This is a genomic window from Rhizobium sp. BK313, from assembly GCF_014193655.1.
Lineage (GTDB): Bacteria > Pseudomonadota > Alphaproteobacteria > Rhizobiales > Rhizobiaceae > Rhizobium.
This window is the reverse complement of sequence record NZ_JACHZQ010000001.1, coordinates 295,227-310,388: the sequence shown is the minus strand read 5'-3', so window position 1 is coordinate 310,388 and position 15,162 is coordinate 295,227. Positions and strand designations below refer to the sequence as shown.

Sequence of the window (15,162 nt, the reverse complement as noted above, 5' to 3'; positions counted from 1 at the left end):
CGGCCACACAGGCGATGACGCATTTTTGAGATTGGCGCGGTATCGCCGGCGATAGCCTAGATTGCATCGCAGGCCGCGCCCAACAGTGGGAGAACGGCAAAGCGATGGCCGACATGACACAGTCCACAACATCGAGCGGTCCCCGCAACGCAGAAGCCGGCGCAATCACCCGCTTCCTGCGTGCTACCGAAATCGATACCCGCCTGCTCGGCATGATCGGAGCGCTGCTGATCATCTGGATCGGCTTCGATCTTTATCTCCGGATATTCGACGGCCGGGAATTCCTGACCGCCAGAAACCTTTGGAACCTTTCGGTGCAGACCTGCGAAATCGCGGTCCTTGCCACCGGCATGGTGCTGGTCATCGTCACGCGCAACATCGACCTTTCTGTCGGTTCGCTGCTTGGCTTCGTCGCGATGATCATGGGTGTCATCCAGGCCAAATGGCTGCCGCAATATCTGGGCTTCGACAGTTCCTGGACCTGGATCATCACGCTGATCTGCGGCCTGGCGATCGGCACGGCAATCGGCGCCTTCCAGGGCGCGATCACTGCGTTCATGAATGTCCCCTCCTTCATCGTCACGCTTGGCGGGCTTCTCGTCTGGCGCGGCCTTGCCTGGTATGTCACCAGCGGCCAGACCGTGGCACCGATGGACTCCACCTTCCTCGTCATGGGCGGCGGCGGCGCCACCGGTTCGATCGGCGCGACCTGGAGCTGGGTGGTGGGTGTGATCGCCTGCCTGCTGATCATCGTCGGCATCGTTGGCTCGCGCCAGCAACGAAAGCGCTTTCACTTTCCGCGCCGTCCGCTTTGGGCGGAATATTTCCTTGCCGGCCTCTGCTCCCTGATCGTCCTCGGCACGGTCTATCTTTTCAACAGCTATTATTGGCCGATCGGCATCGCCAAGCGCTACGCCACAGACCATAATATTGCCTGGCCGGAGACGGGATTGGACATTCCCTACGGCATCTCCGTTCCGGTTCTCATCGCCGTCTTCATCGGCATCGTGATGACCTTCATCGCCACGCGCCTGCGCTTCGGCCGCTATGTCTTCGCGATCGGCGGCAATCCGGAAGCTGCTGAACTTGCCGGCATCAAGACCCGATGGGTCATCGTGAAGATCTTCGCGCTGATGGGCTTTCTGGCTGCCGTTGCCGCCGCGATTTCCACTGCGCGCCTGAACTCGGCCGTCAACTCACAGGGCACCACCTACGAGCTCTTCACCATCGCCGCAGCCGTCATCGGCGGCACCTCGCTCGCCGGGGGCAGCGGCACGGTCGCCGGCGCGATGATCGGCGCCCTGGTCATGCAATCGCTGCAATCGGGCATGGGTCTCGCCAATGTCGATACGCCAATTCAGAACGTCGTCGTCGGCGTTGTCCTGGTGCTCGCCGTTTGGCTCGACATCGTCTACCGCTCGCGCGCCAAGTAAAAGGAATTCGGAACCATGACGGATCAAACCACTCCGCTTGTGGAAATGAAGAACATTTCCATCTCCTTCGGCGGCATTCACGCTGTCGACAACGCCTCGGTCGACCTCTTCCCCGGCGAAGTCGTAGCCCTCCTCGGGCATAACGGCGCCGGCAAGTCGACACTGATCAAGATTCTTTCCGGCGCCTATAAGCGCGACAGCGGCGATATCCTGATCAATGGCGAACCGGTCGATATCCGCACGCCCCGCGACGCCAAGAAATACGGCATCGAGACGATCTACCAGACGCTCGCCGTCGCCGATAATGTCGACGCCGCCGCCAATCTCTATCTCGGCCGCGAGCTGCAGACCCGCTGGGGCACGCTCGACGACGTCGCCATGGAGGCTTCGGCCCGTAAGGTGATGGGCCGCCTGAACCCCAACTTCAAGCGCTTTAAGGAGCCGGTGAAGGCGCTCTCCGGCGGCCAGCGCCAGTCGGTGGCGATCGCCCGCGCCATCCTCTTCAACGCCCGCATCCTGATCATGGACGAGCCGACGGCAGCCCTTGGCCCTCAGGAAACCGCGCAGGTCGGCGACCTGATCAAGCAATTGAAGAAAGACGGTATCGGCATCTTCCTCATCAGCCACGACATCCACGATGTCTTCGACCTCGCCGACCGCGTCTCTGTAATGAAAAACGGCCAGGTCGTCGGCCACGCCCGCACCGAAGACGTCACCAAGGACGAAGTGCTCGGTATGATCATCCTCGGCAAGGTCCCGCCCAAAGCCATCCCCGGCCCCGGCGCGATGAAGAGCTGAGCCTGATATCGCAAGCAAACAATCAGGGCCGCGCCCCCCAGAGATCGCGGCCCTTTTTCATTCACACAAACCGATATGTGGTTTCCCGCATTTTCCGCATTGAAGCCAAACGCTTCCTAGGCTAAGAACCACCTCATCGGACAGGCGAGTCAAATCGCCTCAGGCATGCACCCGTAGCTCAGCTGGATAGAGTGTTGGATTCCGATTCCAAAGGTCACAGGTTCGAATCCTGTCGGGTGCGCCAAAAATCACGAACAAAAACAAGAACTTATCAGTTTCTTTGTGGTAAGCCTGCGAAGGTTTGCTCCCAGAGCTAAAGGTTTTGCTGTCCTTTCGCGATAGGAATGCGCCCGAGGTGTTGGAGGCCTTGTAACTGGTCTCGCTGAAAGTACTCCATCCCCAATCGCTCTCTCCCGACAACTGCCAGCTCTCCGAGGCTGGAGGAGTCGACGAAACATGGAAACCGATTGTCCCTGCGCCGCAGAACTGCATGCCGCGTATCGCATAGGCGCAGTCAGCCTGCGTCCCCCAAGATCGCTACACTTGTAACCCTTTCGATCGATTTTGAAACACCCCTGTCGGCACGGCGTTTCATTTTTTCGGAAGAGCAAAATCAGGCGCTCGCGTCACACAGCGGGTGCCACGACTTCGAGGTCCATTTCATGAACAAGCTAATCTTCCTTCCCTTCGATCCGAAGCACGAACGTTTTGTCTTCGCTCAGAACGAGTATGGTACGATGCCAGGGGGGTTCAACAAAGTGCAGTTGGCCCTTGATCATGAACTGCAGAAAGGTCGAGCGCAGGTTGCGGTCTGGTGGCAGTCGGGCGTACGCGACCCATTCCTGTCATCTATGAGCACAGGTCAGATCTATATCCGCGGGCACGGCGTCGCCGGCATGGACTCGATCGAAGGTGGTCGCGGCGGAGAGCGCGTCAACAGCAAACTTCTCGCCGACCGTCTCATCGAAGCCGGCCTTCCGAAAGCCTATGACGGCAAGATTAAACTCTTCAATTGCCACAGTGCCGAGACCGGCTCGAGCACGCTGCCGGACGGGCAGACCAATATGATGCCCGGTTTTGTTGGGACTGCTTTCGCGCAACTCGTAGCCGATGAACTCTTTTCTCGCGGTTACCGGTCATGCTCCTTCTTTGGGTATACCGGGGCGATCGATTCCTTCCCGAAACCAGGCACCCAAGGTCAGCATTACTACGTTCGCGAGATAGGAAAGAACGCGGCCGGCAATTTGGCACAGCTTGAAGGACCGCGCGCCAAGGATGCCCGTGTTCAATTCTGGCCGAGGACGACGGCGTCCCGAAAAACCACCGTCTTTGGCCGTATGCTCGGCTTTGGGCGCCGATAGGCAAGCGACGGTAGCCTGCCTAAGAACAGCGCTTCCCAGCTTGACGCAGAATCTACCTGCCAGCTGGAACTGACGGCAGGCACTGTCTATCCAGCCCTCCAAGCATCGCTCCACCAAACATCCATGAACAAACCGTAACTTGCCTCTCCGCCCATTGAGCGTGACACTTCTATTGCGCCGGATAACTGAGGTGAGAGACATGTCGAATTTGGAAATGCTCGTCAGACGCCGGATCGAAGAAGAACGCGCCAAAGGAACATCCCCGGAGCGGATAACGCAGCTCGTTCAAGAACTCTTCAACAGCCTGGACGCCGCCCAGGCGCACCCTCCCCGTGCGGCTCCGCGTGATCGGTTTTCATAACTGAATCACATATCTATCAAATTCGCCGGTTCGAACCTTAGCATCTTCGCGCCGGCGCATCGCTAGCTGCAGCAACCGCCACCCTGCTCAGTCGGGCCACAACAAGCGGCAGCCACTTTTCGGTCCTGCTCGGCGAGCCAGCGGTCGCGTGGCTTGCAGCTCGCCGGCCGTGGCGACAGGTCGATATGGACTTGGGCCATCCGCAACGCTGGAAGTGCTGCCCGATAAAGTTGCATCGGCCTCACACCGTCGCTGACTTCGAAGGTAAGCTTGGCCGAGTCGTCGAGAGAGACATGATCGGACACTTTGCGGATGATGGCCGCGAATTTGCCGGCCGGCATATGGGTGCGGCCGCCTTCGTCGATATCCCATAATTGCACGAAGAGTTCCGTCCAGGCTTCCGGATTGGCCCCGCAATCGAGTGCCGAGAACTGGCCTGCCTTGACCTCGGTCACATGATAACCCGCCTTTACCGGTTGCCCGTCATAGTGGAACACCAGCGGCAAATCCCTTGCACCTGAGAGCGCCTTCAGAAGCTCGCCGAGGGTGATGTCGTCATTCTCAATTTTTGAGTTGTTCAACGTGTCCATTTGCGTTAATCCTCATTTCAATGATTCAAGGATTATTGAAATATGGATGAACGTCAAGCCCTCGGTGCCTTCGGCGCCCTCTCGCAGGAGACCCGCCTGCAGATCATCCGCATGCTGGTCGTTTCAGGCCCCGGCGGCATGGCGGCAGGCGCGATTGCGGAAAGAGCGGAGGTCTCTCCCTCCAATGTGTCGTTTCATCTCAAGGAGTTGGAACGCGCCGGCTTGATTGTGGCGCAGCGCGCCTCCCGCTCGATCGTCTACAGCGCCAATTATGATGCGCTTGGCGGCCTGGTGCGCTTTCTGATGGAGGATTGCTGCAACGGACACCCGGAGATTTGCGCGCCCGCTGCTGCGGTCGCAGCCTGCTGCGCACCCGGTAACGGGGAGAAACTGCAATAATGTCCTCCTTCGATCTGCCGCGCCGGCTGGTGGCCGAAAGTTTGGGCACCGCGCTGCTCGTTGCGACCGTCGTCGGCTCCGGCATCATGGCTACATCGCTGACGCAGGACACGGCCCTCGCCTTACTCGGAAACACACTCGCGACAGGCGCGATCCTTGTGGTGCTGATCACTATTTTCGGGCCGATTTCCGGAGCGCATTTCAATCCGGCGGTATCGCTCACCTTCGCTTTGACGGGATCATTACCCAGGCGTGATCTCGGCGGCTATGTCCTTGCGCAAATCATCGGCGGCATCGTCGGCACCATGGCGGCGCATCTGATGTTCAACCATCCCGTTCTGGAGTTGTCGACAAAGGTACGCACCGGCGGCGGCCAATGGTTTGCCGAATGGCTGGCGACGTTCGGGCTGGTCGCCACCATTCTCGCCGGCATCCGTTTTCAGCAAAAATCCGTACCGTGGCTGGTCGGGCTTTATATCACCGCCGCCTATTGGTTCACGGCCTCCACCTCATTCGCCAATCCGGCCGTAGCACTGGCCCGCTCATTGACAGACACATTCGCCGGCATCCGCCCCGCCGATCTGCCCAGCTTCATCATCGCCGAGCTGATCGGTGCGGTCTCGGCCCTCCTTCTCATGACCTGGCTGCTTCGGCCCAACAACTCCACGGAGGCAAAATCATGAACGTCACCATCTATCACAATCCCGGCTGCGGCACGTCGCGCAATACATTGGCGATGATCCGCAATGCCGGCATCGAACCTACGGTCGTCGAATATTTGAAAACGCCGCCCTCGCGCGAACAACTGGTCAAGATGATTGCCGATGCCGGCCTGACCGTCCGCGAAGCCATCCGCCAGAAAGACACGCCTTATGCCGAACTCGGTCTGGACAATCCTGCCTTGTCCGACGAGCAGCTTCTCGACGCCATGCTTGCCAATCCGATCCTGATAAACCGTCCCTTCGTGATCACGCCGCTCGGCACCAGGCTGTCGCGTCCCTCCGAACTTGTGCTCGACATCCTGCCGAATACGCACAAGGGCACGTTCACCAAGGAAGACGGAGAAAAAGTGCTCGACGGCGAGGGCAAGCGCATTGTCTGATCTGCCGGCCGCCGACATGGAGCACTTGCGCTCGCCCGATCGGGAAGCGCTGCGTCGACCGATTTCCACACATCCGCCGCGCATTCTCATCCTCTACGGATCGTTACGCACGGTGTCCTACAGCCGCTTTCTTGCACGGGAATCCGCCCGCCTGCTCCAACATTTCAGCTGCGAGGTCCGCCTTTTCGATCCCGAAGGTCTGCCACTGCCGGATGGGGCGCCGGTCACACATCCCAAGGTGCAGGAATTGCGTCAGCTTTCCGAATGGTCGGAAGGGCAGGTCTGGATCAGCCCGGAGCGCCATGGCGCAATGACCGGCATCATGAAAACACAGATCGACTGGATACCGCTTTCCGTCGGCTCCGTTCGGCCGACGCAGGGCAAGACGCTGGCGGTCATGCAGGTGTCGGGCGGATCGCAATCATTCAACGCCGTCAACCAGATGCGCATCCTTGGCCGCTGGATGCGGATGGTCACTATCCCGAACCAGTCCTCGGTCGCCAAGGCATTTCAGGAATTTGATGCTGAAGGCCGCATGAAGCCGTCTTCCTTCTATGATCGCGTGGTCGATGTCTGCGAAGAATTGGTGAAGTTCACGCTGTTGACGCGCGATATCTCAGACTACCTCACCAATCGCTACAGTGAGCGCAGGGAAGAGGCCGAAAAGCTGGAACAGCGGGTGGACTTGAAATCGATATGAGCTCCAATGTCATGGACGGCGCCGCCCTAAAACCCGACGTCGAGCGCGTCCCGGTTGCGGTGATCCTAGCCCTCGGCCTGACGCAGAATATTGGCTATGGCACGCTCTATTACAGCTTCAGCATTCTTGCCCCTTCCATTGCGAAAGATTTTAGTTGGTCGAACGAGTGGATATTCGGTGCCCTCTCCGTCGCCCTTTTAATCGGCGGGTTGACCGCGCCATGGACCGGACGCGGGATCGATCGGTTTGGCGCGGGGCGCATGTTGACGATCGGCTCGATCCTTGCGGCCCTTGCGCTGACCGCTTGCGCCTTCTCACCGGGAAAGACGGTGTTCGTCGTTGCTTTGATCGCCGTCCAGATCTCCTCGAACCTCGTGCAATATGGCGCCGCCTTTGCGCTGCTCGTGCAAATCCGCCCCCGGACTGCGCAGCGCAGCATCACCTATCTGACCCTGCTTGCCGGCTTTGCCTCCACGATATTCTGGCCGATCACCAGCGCCCTCAATGCGCACATGTCCTGGCAGAACGTCTACCTGATCTATGCGGCCCTCAACCTCTTCCTCTGCCTGCCGATCCATGCCTGGCTATCGGGCGGCCTCGCGCAAACGCGAAAGAGCGACACGTCGAAGACGGAGCGGGCCGTCGCCGGCAGCTTGGCTCCCGCGGCGCGGATGACAGGTTTCCTCCTGATGGTGACCGGCTTTGCGCTGCAAAGCTTCGTCAACGCAGCCGTTCTCGCCCATATGGTACCGATGCTCTCGGCCATCGGTCTCGGCAGTGCAGGCGTCACCGTCGGCACCCTCTTCGGACCGTCGCAGGTTCTCAGCCGGTTCACCAACATGATTTTCGGCCGCGACCTCTCCCAATTGACCTTGGCGCTTATCTCAGCCGTGCTGATGCCGGGTGCAGTCGCACTGCTCACCTTGACCGCGCCATCTCTATCTGGCGCCCTCGCCTTCGCAGTCCTCTTCGGCCTCGGTTCCGGCCTCAACAGCATCGTGCAGGGAACCCTCACCCTCGCCCTCTTCGGCAGCGACGGCTACGGCCAACGCCAAGGGCAGGTGTTGGCCGTCCGCCTCGTCGTCTCCTCGGCTGCCCCTTTCGCAATGGCCTTCATGATGGAAAACATCGGCGTTCCGGCGGCACTCATGTTCACCGGTGCGCTTGGCTCTATATCCATTGCGGCGTTCCTCGGCATTGGCCGGCTGGAGCCCAAATCTGACCCGCTCTGATCCCGCTGAGTGGGCCGACCGCCGCTGCGCGGCGAGAGCGGTTCACGGAACGAAGCATGCGCCAGTTCCCCGACTCGAAGAGCAGAATATAAGGCAGTCTTAATGGAATAGCCGCTATAGACATGCGATAAGGGCCAAGAAACGGGGGGCGCCATCCATGTCCATTGGGAATTACCTTCGCACTATACTGTCCGCGCTCGCGTTGCTTTGCAGCGCCCTATGCGCCGATGCGGCCGGGCGGATTATCTATCTGACCTTCGATGACGGCCCGTTGTCGGGGACGGCGAATGTTCTGGATGTCCTTGCCGAAGAGCAGGTGCCGGCAGCGATGTTCATGGTCGGGCTGCATGTCGAATCCGGCGGTGAGCAAAGGGCGCTGTTGATGCGTGCCAAGGCGCTGCCTTTGATCACGGTTGGAAATCACAGCTATAGTCATGCGAACAATCATTACAGAGACTACTATTCCAACACCGACGGCGTCGTAGCGGATATGCTCAAGGCCAACACCGTGCTTGGCCTGACGCCTTGGGTCTACGCCCGTTTGCCCGGACGCGACGTCTTTCGCCTGATCGATTATTCCAAGGACGATCTTTCAATGGATCCCGCCCACTACGAGCGCGAAGTGGTCGACTACGACTATGTTGCCGCGATGAAGTTCCTGATCTACGGATGGGACTTCGAATGGGCGCATTCGAGCGACGGCAAGCCGGTACAATCCGTCGATCTTCTAGTCAGCGAAATCGATCATCTGTTCGCCTATGGCAGGTTCATGAAACGCAATGAGATGATCCTGCTGATGCATGACGAGATGTTTCAGGATCGTTTCGACGGCAAGGGAAAACTCAAGTCCCTCATCCAGCAGTTGAAGCAACGCGGCTATGCGTTTGGCGACATAAAACAATATGATCCAAACCCGTATACCGGAATTTCCGTTCGCTCATCGGCCAAGTAATTTCGCGACAACTGCACGGACCGGGCATCATGAGAGTTCGGATCACGCAATCTAACCGGCAATGCAAAAACATTCGCATGCCGTGTCGGAAATGCCGACTATCCTCCGTCCTTGGGCGAGAACGGCGATACGGCAATAGTGGATCGCCGAACACTTGAAAAAACGGAGGATTTCAACATGGGCAAAACAATCGCAATCTGCCTTGGCAGACTGATCTTCGGCGCCGTCTTCGTGATGGCCGCCGCCTTCAAATTCGCGGACATGCAATCGACGGCGGGCTATATTGCCTCGGCCGGTTTTCCGCTGCCGCTGTTCCTCGCCTGGATCGCCGCCTTCTTCGAAAGCGCGCTTGCGATCTGCCTGCTGACGGGGGCCTTCTTCTCGGAGGCGGCGTTGCTTGCAGGAATCTACGTCATCTTCCTCGCCTTCAGCTTCCACGGACCAAGCCGCTGGAGCGGCAATCAAGCCGAATTCGGCTTCTTCATCGATCATTTCACTTTCCTCGCCGGCCTGCTGTTTGCCGCGGTTCACGGTCCTGGAGAAAGATTGGCCGTTCGTGTCGGCATGCTGCGATCGGAGACCGGCATCTGATCGCAGCCGTTTTCTTCAAGAGTGACGCACTTCTCGCCTTGTAGTGTATAGTTGCTGCTGCGATCGGCGGTTGGCGCGCGTCCTGAAGAGGGACTGCGCCGCAGCCATTCGGGAAACTGCGCATCAGCTGCCGTGACCGTCACCTGCGTTACACACGACATGGGGGGAGAAGCCGCAATGAGCGATGATCGCGTCTACAATGTTCTATTCCTCTGCACGGGCAATTCCGCCCGTTCGATCCTTGCCGAATCGATCTTGAACACCGAAGGCAAAGGCCACTTCCGTGCCTTCTCGGCCGGGAGCTATCCCAAGGGCAAGATAAATCCTTGGAGCATCAAAACGCTTGAAGCCCTTGGATATCCTTCTTCCGGCTTCAGTTCGAAGAGCTGGGATGTCTTCGCCGAGCCGGGCGCACCGCATATGGATTTCATCATCACCGTCTGCGACGAAGCCGCGGGTGAAGTCTGCCCGATATGGCCCGGACATCCCGCTTCCGCGCATTGGGGTATCGAGGACCCTTCCACTGTCGAAGGCTCCGACGTGGACAAAGGTCGTGCCTTCGCGCAAGCCGCCCGTTATCTGAAAAATCGGATCATGCTCTTGGTCAACCTTCCGATTGCATCGATCGACCGGCTGGCACTGGAAGCGCATCTGCACGAGATCGGCCAGATGGAAGGCTCGACATCGCGAGCCGAGGCGGAGTGATATTCTTCCGGATTGCTGCGACAGCAGACTAACAAGCGATCGGGCGCGACATCGTTGGAAAGTTTGTTGGCGGAACTTCTCCAGTGCCCCTTCAAATGATTGGCTGCGGCTTTCATGATCTCGTCGCGCATTTCGACAGTAGGTTGACTCGCAGCCTGGCAGGGATGGTTGATCGAGCGACAGGTTTGATTTCGGTCAAAGCTCGCTCGTTCCATATCCGGCATAATCGCAGCATAGAAAACCCGGTGAGCTTTTAGCCCGGCGTAAGGAGATCGTATGTATCGGAGAATTGTTTGTGCCCTTGACATAGGTAAGTTGCAGAAGTGCGAACGGCTCCTGAAACGGGCGGCAGCATTGGTCGATGACGGTGGCGAGATTGATGTAGTGCACGTCGTCGAGGAGGTACCGAGCTATCTCGCCGACCTACCGCAAGAGGTCGTTACCGACGCGATCAGAGACTCTCAGGAAAAGTTCGAGAATCTCTGCCGCCGCATGGCGATCTCGGCAATGGTCAATATCCGTACCGGAAGGCCGGCAACGGCCATTCTCGCGGTTGCGGAAGAGAGGAAGGCCGACCTCATCATCGTCGGCTCCCATATTCCGGACCTTTCGAATTATTTCCTGGGGGCAACCGCCGACCGGATTGTGCGGCATGCGAAATGCTCCGTCCTGGTGGAGCGCGGATGAGAGCAAACACGCGCTTGTTTCTGAAGCGGGGCCCAGTCTTTCGATGGTCCCTTGGGAAAGCAATGGAAGCGGCGCTCGAGAGTTTGCTCGCGCAGATTGACGCATGGGTGAGACGTCGATTGCAAATAGGGCAAGATGACTTACAGTGATTTCAGAAATTTCTGAAATCACTGACAATGGGGTACAACCATGAATCTTCCGCCTCTCGTACAATCCTTTGTGCTTCATTTTGGGGAAATGGGTTCGCGCTGGGGCATCAACCGCACCGTCGGACAGATCTATGCCCTGCTCTTCGTCTCTCCGACACCGCTCTGCGCGGAGGAGATCGTTGATGCGCTCGGCATTTCCCGTTCAAACGTCTCAATGAGCCTGCGTGAATTGCAGACCTGGAACCTTGTGCTTCTCAGGCACAAGCCCGACGACCGTCGCGACTTCTTCACGACGCCGGACGATGTTTGGCAGATCCTGCGCACGCTTGCCGAAGAGCGCAAGAAGCGCGAGGTCGATCCGACGCTTTCGATGCTGCGCGAAATCCTGATGCAACAGCCGGCAAGCGATGCCGAGCGCCATGCCCAGGGGCGGATGAGCGAAATGTACGGCCTGATCGAGCGGCTGACCAATTGGTATGAAGACGTCAGGCAGTTGGAGACCGAGCGGCTTGCGACTCTGCTGCTGCTCGGCTCGAAGGTAACGAAGCTGCTGGAGACCAAGGACCGCGTCGTCTCGCTCGGCCGCCGCCGTTCCAAGACGGCGAAAGAGGATTGAACGATGACGGCTGCTTTCTTCGATCCCGACATCACTCCGGAAGAAACACAGGCGGCGGTGCCTGAAGCTGCACCGGCCGCGAAGCGAGATCGGGCAACCCGGAAGCAAAAGCCGGCTGGGCTTTTGCTTGCCGCAAGCCTGCAGACCGCTGCAGCGCTGGTCTGGATTCCGCAGGCAGCCCTTCTGGCCCTCAGCGTCGGCATCATAAGCGATGGTGGTAACACAATCGACGCGGTACTTGCGGCGCTTGCCATATTGGCACTTGGCATCATTCGCGCCGCTATCGATGCCGCCGGCGGACGCATCGCTTTCCGCACGGCCAGAAACGAGCTTACATCGCGGCGCAACCTAGCCGTTGCCGCACTTGCAGCCCGATCGCCCCTCGACATTGGCAAGCCGGCCTCCGGTTTCGCCGCAAGCGTCGTCGGCGAACAGGCGGAGGCGGTCGTGCCCTATCTCGCCCGTTTCCAGCCGGTACGAATGAAGGCAAGCGCCGTACCGCTAGTCATTCTCGCCTGCATCCTCCCGGTTTCCTGGGTTGCGGGGCTTATCCTGCTTGTGTCAGCGCCGCTCATTCCTGTCTTCATGGCTCTGATCGGCTGGCGTGCCAAAGCGGCCAGCGAAAAGCAGCTAGCCGAGACCGGCGGTCTCAACGCCTTTCTGCTCGACCGCCTGCGCGGCCTTGCAACGATCCGGGCACTCGGCGCCGTCGACATCACTGCCGTGCGGTTGCGTGCCGATGCGGACTCGCTGCGAAACCGCACGATGGCTGTATTGAAGATCGCCTTCCTATCCTCCGCCGTTCTGGAGCTCTTCGCCGCTCTCGGTGTTGCCGCAACCGCCGTCTATATCGGCTTCAGCCTATTGGGTGCGATCAATATCGGTACGTGGCACGGCCAGCTGACTCTTACGCAAGGCCTTTTCATCCTTCTGCTCGCGCCGTCCTTTTTCGAGCCTCTGCGCGAACTCTCAACCGTATGGCACGATCGCGCCAACGGCGAAGCGGCGCTTGCAGCACTCGACGCCCTATCCTCGCACGGATCTGCGATTCTCGGTAGCGATGAGCCTGACCCCGACGACGCACGAGCCGTGCTTGCGGCTCCCTCCGTGCAGATCGACGGATTGGTCTTCCGCCACGCGCCTGATCTTGCAACGGTGATCGACAATCTTTGTCTCGACGTCGCGACCGGAGAACATATTGCCCTTTGGGGTGCCAGCGGTTCGGGCAAGACCACCATCCTGTCCCTGATCGCAGGGCTTGCATCCCAGGAAACCGGCATGATCAGAATCGGCGGCGTCCCACTAACCGAGAACAACGCCGGCGCCCTTCGCCGTCGCATGGCCTGGATCGGACAGAGGCCGCATATTTTCTCCGGCAGCCTGAAGAGAAATGTCAGTCTTGGCCGTGCCGATATCGACGATGGCGCCATCGAAGATGCGCTTCGCGCGGTGCGCCTGGACGGCGTGATTGCTGCGAACGAGATTGCCGCAGTCGGCGAAGGCGGCCTTGGCCTCTCCGGTGGTGAGGCGCTGCGGCTGGCACTGGCCCGCGTGGCCGCCAACCATGACGTCGGCATCATCATCGCCGACGAGCCGACGGCCCACCTCGACGCCGCGACCGCGGCTGATGTGACCGAGGCTTTGCTGGCCCTGGCGAAGGGCCGGACGCTGATCGTCGCCACCCATGATCCGCGGCTTGCGGCGCGCCTCGACCGCATCATTCATCTTGAAACGCAACGCAAAGGGATTGCCGCATGAAACGGAGCCTCACAACGCTTCTGCCGGTCATCCGCCTGTTTCAAGCCGAGCGTGGACGCGGCCTCTGCCTCGGCACAGCGCTCTCGGCATTGGCTGTGCTAGCCGGTGCCGGATTGCTCGGCCTTTCCGGCTGGTTCATCACTGCCACCGCGCTTGCCGGCATTTCGGCGACGAGCGCTATTGTCTTCGACGTTTTCGCACCATCGGCCGGCATCCGCCTGCTCGCCATCGGCCGCACGGCAGCGCGTTATGGCGAGCGGCTGGTGACCCATGACGTGACCCTGCGCGTTCTCGCGGCATTGCGCGAAAGGCTCTTTCGCGGCTGGGCAGCACCCGGCAACGCCGCGGCCATGATGCGTCGCCCGGCCAAACTGCTGTTCCGGCTGACTGCCGATATAGATGCGCTGGATTCGCTTTACCTGCGGGTGTTGCTGCCTGCGGGCGTCGCCCTGCTGTCGGCTCTCGCCATCGGCGTTGCACTGGGTCTGATGCAGCCGCTCTTCGGTATTTTGGTCGGCCTTTGGCTTGTTGCCACCGGCCTCGGCATTCCTTTGATCGCCGGCCGGATGGCAATGAAGCCCGGACGCCGCCGTGCCCATGCGATGGAAGCGCTCCGCGCGCGTGTCATCGATCTGGTCGCCGGTCAGACGGAGCTCGCCATGACCCGCCAACTGCGGGCGCAACGCATCGCCATCGACGATGCCGACCGGAGGCTGGCCGAAGCAGACCATGAATTGAACAGGATCGAAAATGCCGTCAGCGTCGGCTTTTCGCTCGTCTCCACGCTTCTTCTGACAGCTACGCTTCTGACCGTCGCTACGCTGACCAAACAGGGCATTATAGGCGCTCCAGCGGCCGCCTTCGGCTTGCTGGTCGCCTTCGCCGCGACAGAACCTTTTGCGGCACTGCGCCGTGGCGCGTTGGAGCTCGGCCGCACCTTGCTTGCCGCCAAGCGCATTGCCCCGCGCCTGGCCACAGAAGGCGTGGCCCCGGAGATCAGGCAACCGCCTCAGGGTTATGCGTTTCAGCTGAAGGCTGTCAGCGCGTCCTACGAGAACGCACGGCATCCGGCCGTGGAGAGCCTTTCCCTGTCACTAGCTGCCGGCGAGCGGCTTGCGCTTGTCGGCGTCAGCGGCGCCGGAAAATCCACGATACTGGCTTTGCTCGCCGGCGAAATCGCTCCGGCTTCCGGCACGATCGCCTGCCTCAGGGCAACGATGCTGACGCAGCGCACGGAGCTTTTCGACGATACGATCCGCGGCAACCTGTTGCTCGCCGATCCGCTTGCAAGCGACGAGCAGCTCCGTCACGTGCTGCAGGCCGCCAATCTTCTCGCAGATATCCAGGCGCTACCGAAAGGGCTCTCGGCGCGCCTCGGCGAAGGCGGCATCGGCCTGTCAGGTGGTCAATCGCGCAGGCTCGCGCTTGCCCGGCTTTTCCTGCGCGACACACCGCTCTGGCTGCTCGACGAACCGACCGAGGGGCTCGATGGCGAAACCGCGCGCGCCGTGTTGAGAGAAATCGCCACCAAAGCCGCCGGCCGCAGCCTCGTCATCGCTACGCATATCCGCCGTGAAGCCGCGATCGCCGATCGTATCGCGATGCTCGAACATGGCCGCATTACAGCGACGGCGCAGCGCGGCGAACAAGAATTCGATGCCATCCTGGACCGGCTGCGACCGGACTGAGGCGGCAAACTGACAGTGCAATGACGGCGCGTCTGATAGC

At 60.0% G+C, this 15,162-nt stretch carries 17 protein-coding genes and 1 tRNA gene; 17 read left to right on the top strand and 1 reads right to left on the bottom strand.

What is annotated here, in order from left to right; genetic code table 11:
• The first annotated feature begins 104 nt into the window (after window positions 1–104).
• From FHT86_RS01455 to FHT86_RS01435, 5 genes are all read left to right on the top strand, one after another.
• Window positions 105–1,433: a sugar ABC transporter permease gene (locus FHT86_RS01455; protein WP_133705093.1), complete on the top strand. Its 1,329-nt coding sequence runs from the start codon at window positions 105–107 to the stop codon at window positions 1,431–1,433.
• Window positions 1,434–1,448: 15 nt separating this feature from the next.
• Window positions 1,449–2,231 carry an ATP-binding cassette domain-containing protein gene (locus tag FHT86_RS01450; RefSeq protein WP_133705092.1) on the top strand — a complete coding sequence of 261 codons (783 nt, stop codon included), beginning with the start codon at window positions 1,449–1,451 and terminating at the stop codon, window positions 2,229–2,231.
• Between the two features lie 167 nt (window positions 2,232–2,398).
• A tRNA-Arg gene (locus FHT86_RS01445) sits at window positions 2,399–2,475 on the top strand.
• Between the two features lie 418 nt (window positions 2,476–2,893).
• A complete protein-coding gene (locus FHT86_RS01440; protein WP_133705091.1) occupies window positions 2,894–3,592 on the top strand; it encodes a hypothetical protein in 699 nt (232 codons plus the stop codon).
• Window positions 3,593–3,791: 199 nt separating this feature from the next.
• Window positions 3,792–3,953: a hypothetical protein gene (locus FHT86_RS01435; RefSeq protein ID WP_166656709.1), complete on the top strand. Its 162-nt coding sequence runs from the start codon at window positions 3,792–3,794 to the stop codon at window positions 3,951–3,953.
• Between the two features lie 62 nt (window positions 3,954–4,015).
• Here FHT86_RS01435 and FHT86_RS01430 read toward each other — a convergent pair whose 3' ends face one another.
• Window positions 4,016–4,543, bottom strand: coding sequence for a DUF6428 family protein (locus FHT86_RS01430; protein WP_133705090.1), 528 nt, complete (start codon window positions 4,541–4,543; stop codon window positions 4,016–4,018).
• 42 nt (window positions 4,544–4,585) lie between these two features.
• On the opposite strand from FHT86_RS01430, the gene FHT86_RS01425 reads away from it, so the two are divergent.
• The 12 genes from FHT86_RS01425 (at window position 4,586) to FHT86_RS01370 (ending at window position 15,122) form a co-directional block, all read left to right on the top strand.
• Window positions 4,586–4,942: a helix-turn-helix transcriptional regulator gene (locus FHT86_RS01425; RefSeq protein ID WP_133705089.1), complete on the top strand. Its 357-nt coding sequence runs from the start codon at window positions 4,586–4,588 to the stop codon at window positions 4,940–4,942.
• Window positions 4,942–5,625: an MIP/aquaporin family protein gene (locus tag FHT86_RS01420; RefSeq protein ID WP_133705088.1), complete on the top strand. Its 684-nt coding sequence runs from the start codon at window positions 4,942–4,944 to the stop codon at window positions 5,623–5,625. The genes FHT86_RS01425 and FHT86_RS01420 overlap by 1 nt, the downstream gene beginning before the upstream one ends.
• Complete coding sequence (gene arsC, locus FHT86_RS01415) at window positions 5,622–6,044, top strand: arsenate reductase (glutaredoxin) (protein WP_133705087.1); 423 nt, start codon at window positions 5,622–5,624, stop codon at window positions 6,042–6,044. Before FHT86_RS01420 ends, arsC begins: the two co-directional genes overlap by 4 nt.
• Window positions 6,037–6,744, top strand: a complete 708-nt coding sequence (gene arsH / locus FHT86_RS01410) for an arsenical resistance protein ArsH (protein ID WP_133705086.1) — start codon at window positions 6,037–6,039, stop codon at window positions 6,742–6,744. Before arsC ends, arsH begins: the two co-directional genes overlap by 8 nt.
• Window positions 6,741–7,976, top strand: coding sequence for an arsenite efflux MFS transporter ArsK (gene arsK, locus FHT86_RS01405; protein WP_246779356.1), 1,236 nt, complete (start codon window positions 6,741–6,743; stop codon window positions 7,974–7,976). The genes arsH and arsK overlap by 4 nt, the downstream gene beginning before the upstream one ends.
• Before the next feature lie 157 nt (window positions 7,977–8,133).
• The gene (locus FHT86_RS01400; RefSeq protein ID WP_133705085.1) at window positions 8,134–8,928 is read left to right on the top strand and encodes a polysaccharide deacetylase family protein; all 795 of its coding nucleotides are present in this window, start codon (window positions 8,134–8,136) and stop codon (window positions 8,926–8,928) included.
• Between the two features lie 177 nt (window positions 8,929–9,105).
• Window positions 9,106–9,519, top strand: a complete 414-nt coding sequence (locus tag FHT86_RS01395) for a DoxX family protein (RefSeq protein WP_133705084.1) — start codon at window positions 9,106–9,108, stop codon at window positions 9,517–9,519.
• A 177-nt stretch (window positions 9,520–9,696) separates the two neighbouring features.
• On the top strand, window positions 9,697–10,224 hold the full coding sequence (locus tag FHT86_RS01390; RefSeq protein ID WP_133705083.1) for an arsenate reductase ArsC: 528 nt from the start codon (window positions 9,697–9,699) through the stop codon (window positions 10,222–10,224).
• 276 nt (window positions 10,225–10,500) lie between these two features.
• Complete coding sequence (locus FHT86_RS01385) at window positions 10,501–10,911, top strand: universal stress protein (RefSeq protein WP_133705082.1); 411 nt, start codon at window positions 10,501–10,503, stop codon at window positions 10,909–10,911.
• A 189-nt stretch (window positions 10,912–11,100) separates the two neighbouring features.
• The gene (locus FHT86_RS01380) at window positions 11,101–11,676 is read left to right on the top strand and encodes a GbsR/MarR family transcriptional regulator (protein WP_133705081.1); all 576 of its coding nucleotides are present in this window, start codon (window positions 11,101–11,103) and stop codon (window positions 11,674–11,676) included.
• A gap of 3 nt (window positions 11,677–11,679) precedes the next feature.
• Window positions 11,680–13,434, top strand: a complete 1,755-nt coding sequence (gene cydD, locus FHT86_RS01375) for a thiol reductant ABC exporter subunit CydD (protein WP_133705080.1) — start codon at window positions 11,680–11,682, stop codon at window positions 13,432–13,434.
• Window positions 13,431–15,122 carry an amino acid ABC transporter ATP-binding/permease protein gene (locus tag FHT86_RS01370; RefSeq protein ID WP_133705079.1) on the top strand — a complete coding sequence of 564 codons (1,692 nt, stop codon included), beginning with the start codon at window positions 13,431–13,433 and terminating at the stop codon, window positions 15,120–15,122. Before cydD ends, FHT86_RS01370 begins: the two co-directional genes overlap by 4 nt.
• The last annotated feature ends 40 nt before the right edge of the window (window positions 15,123–15,162 follow it).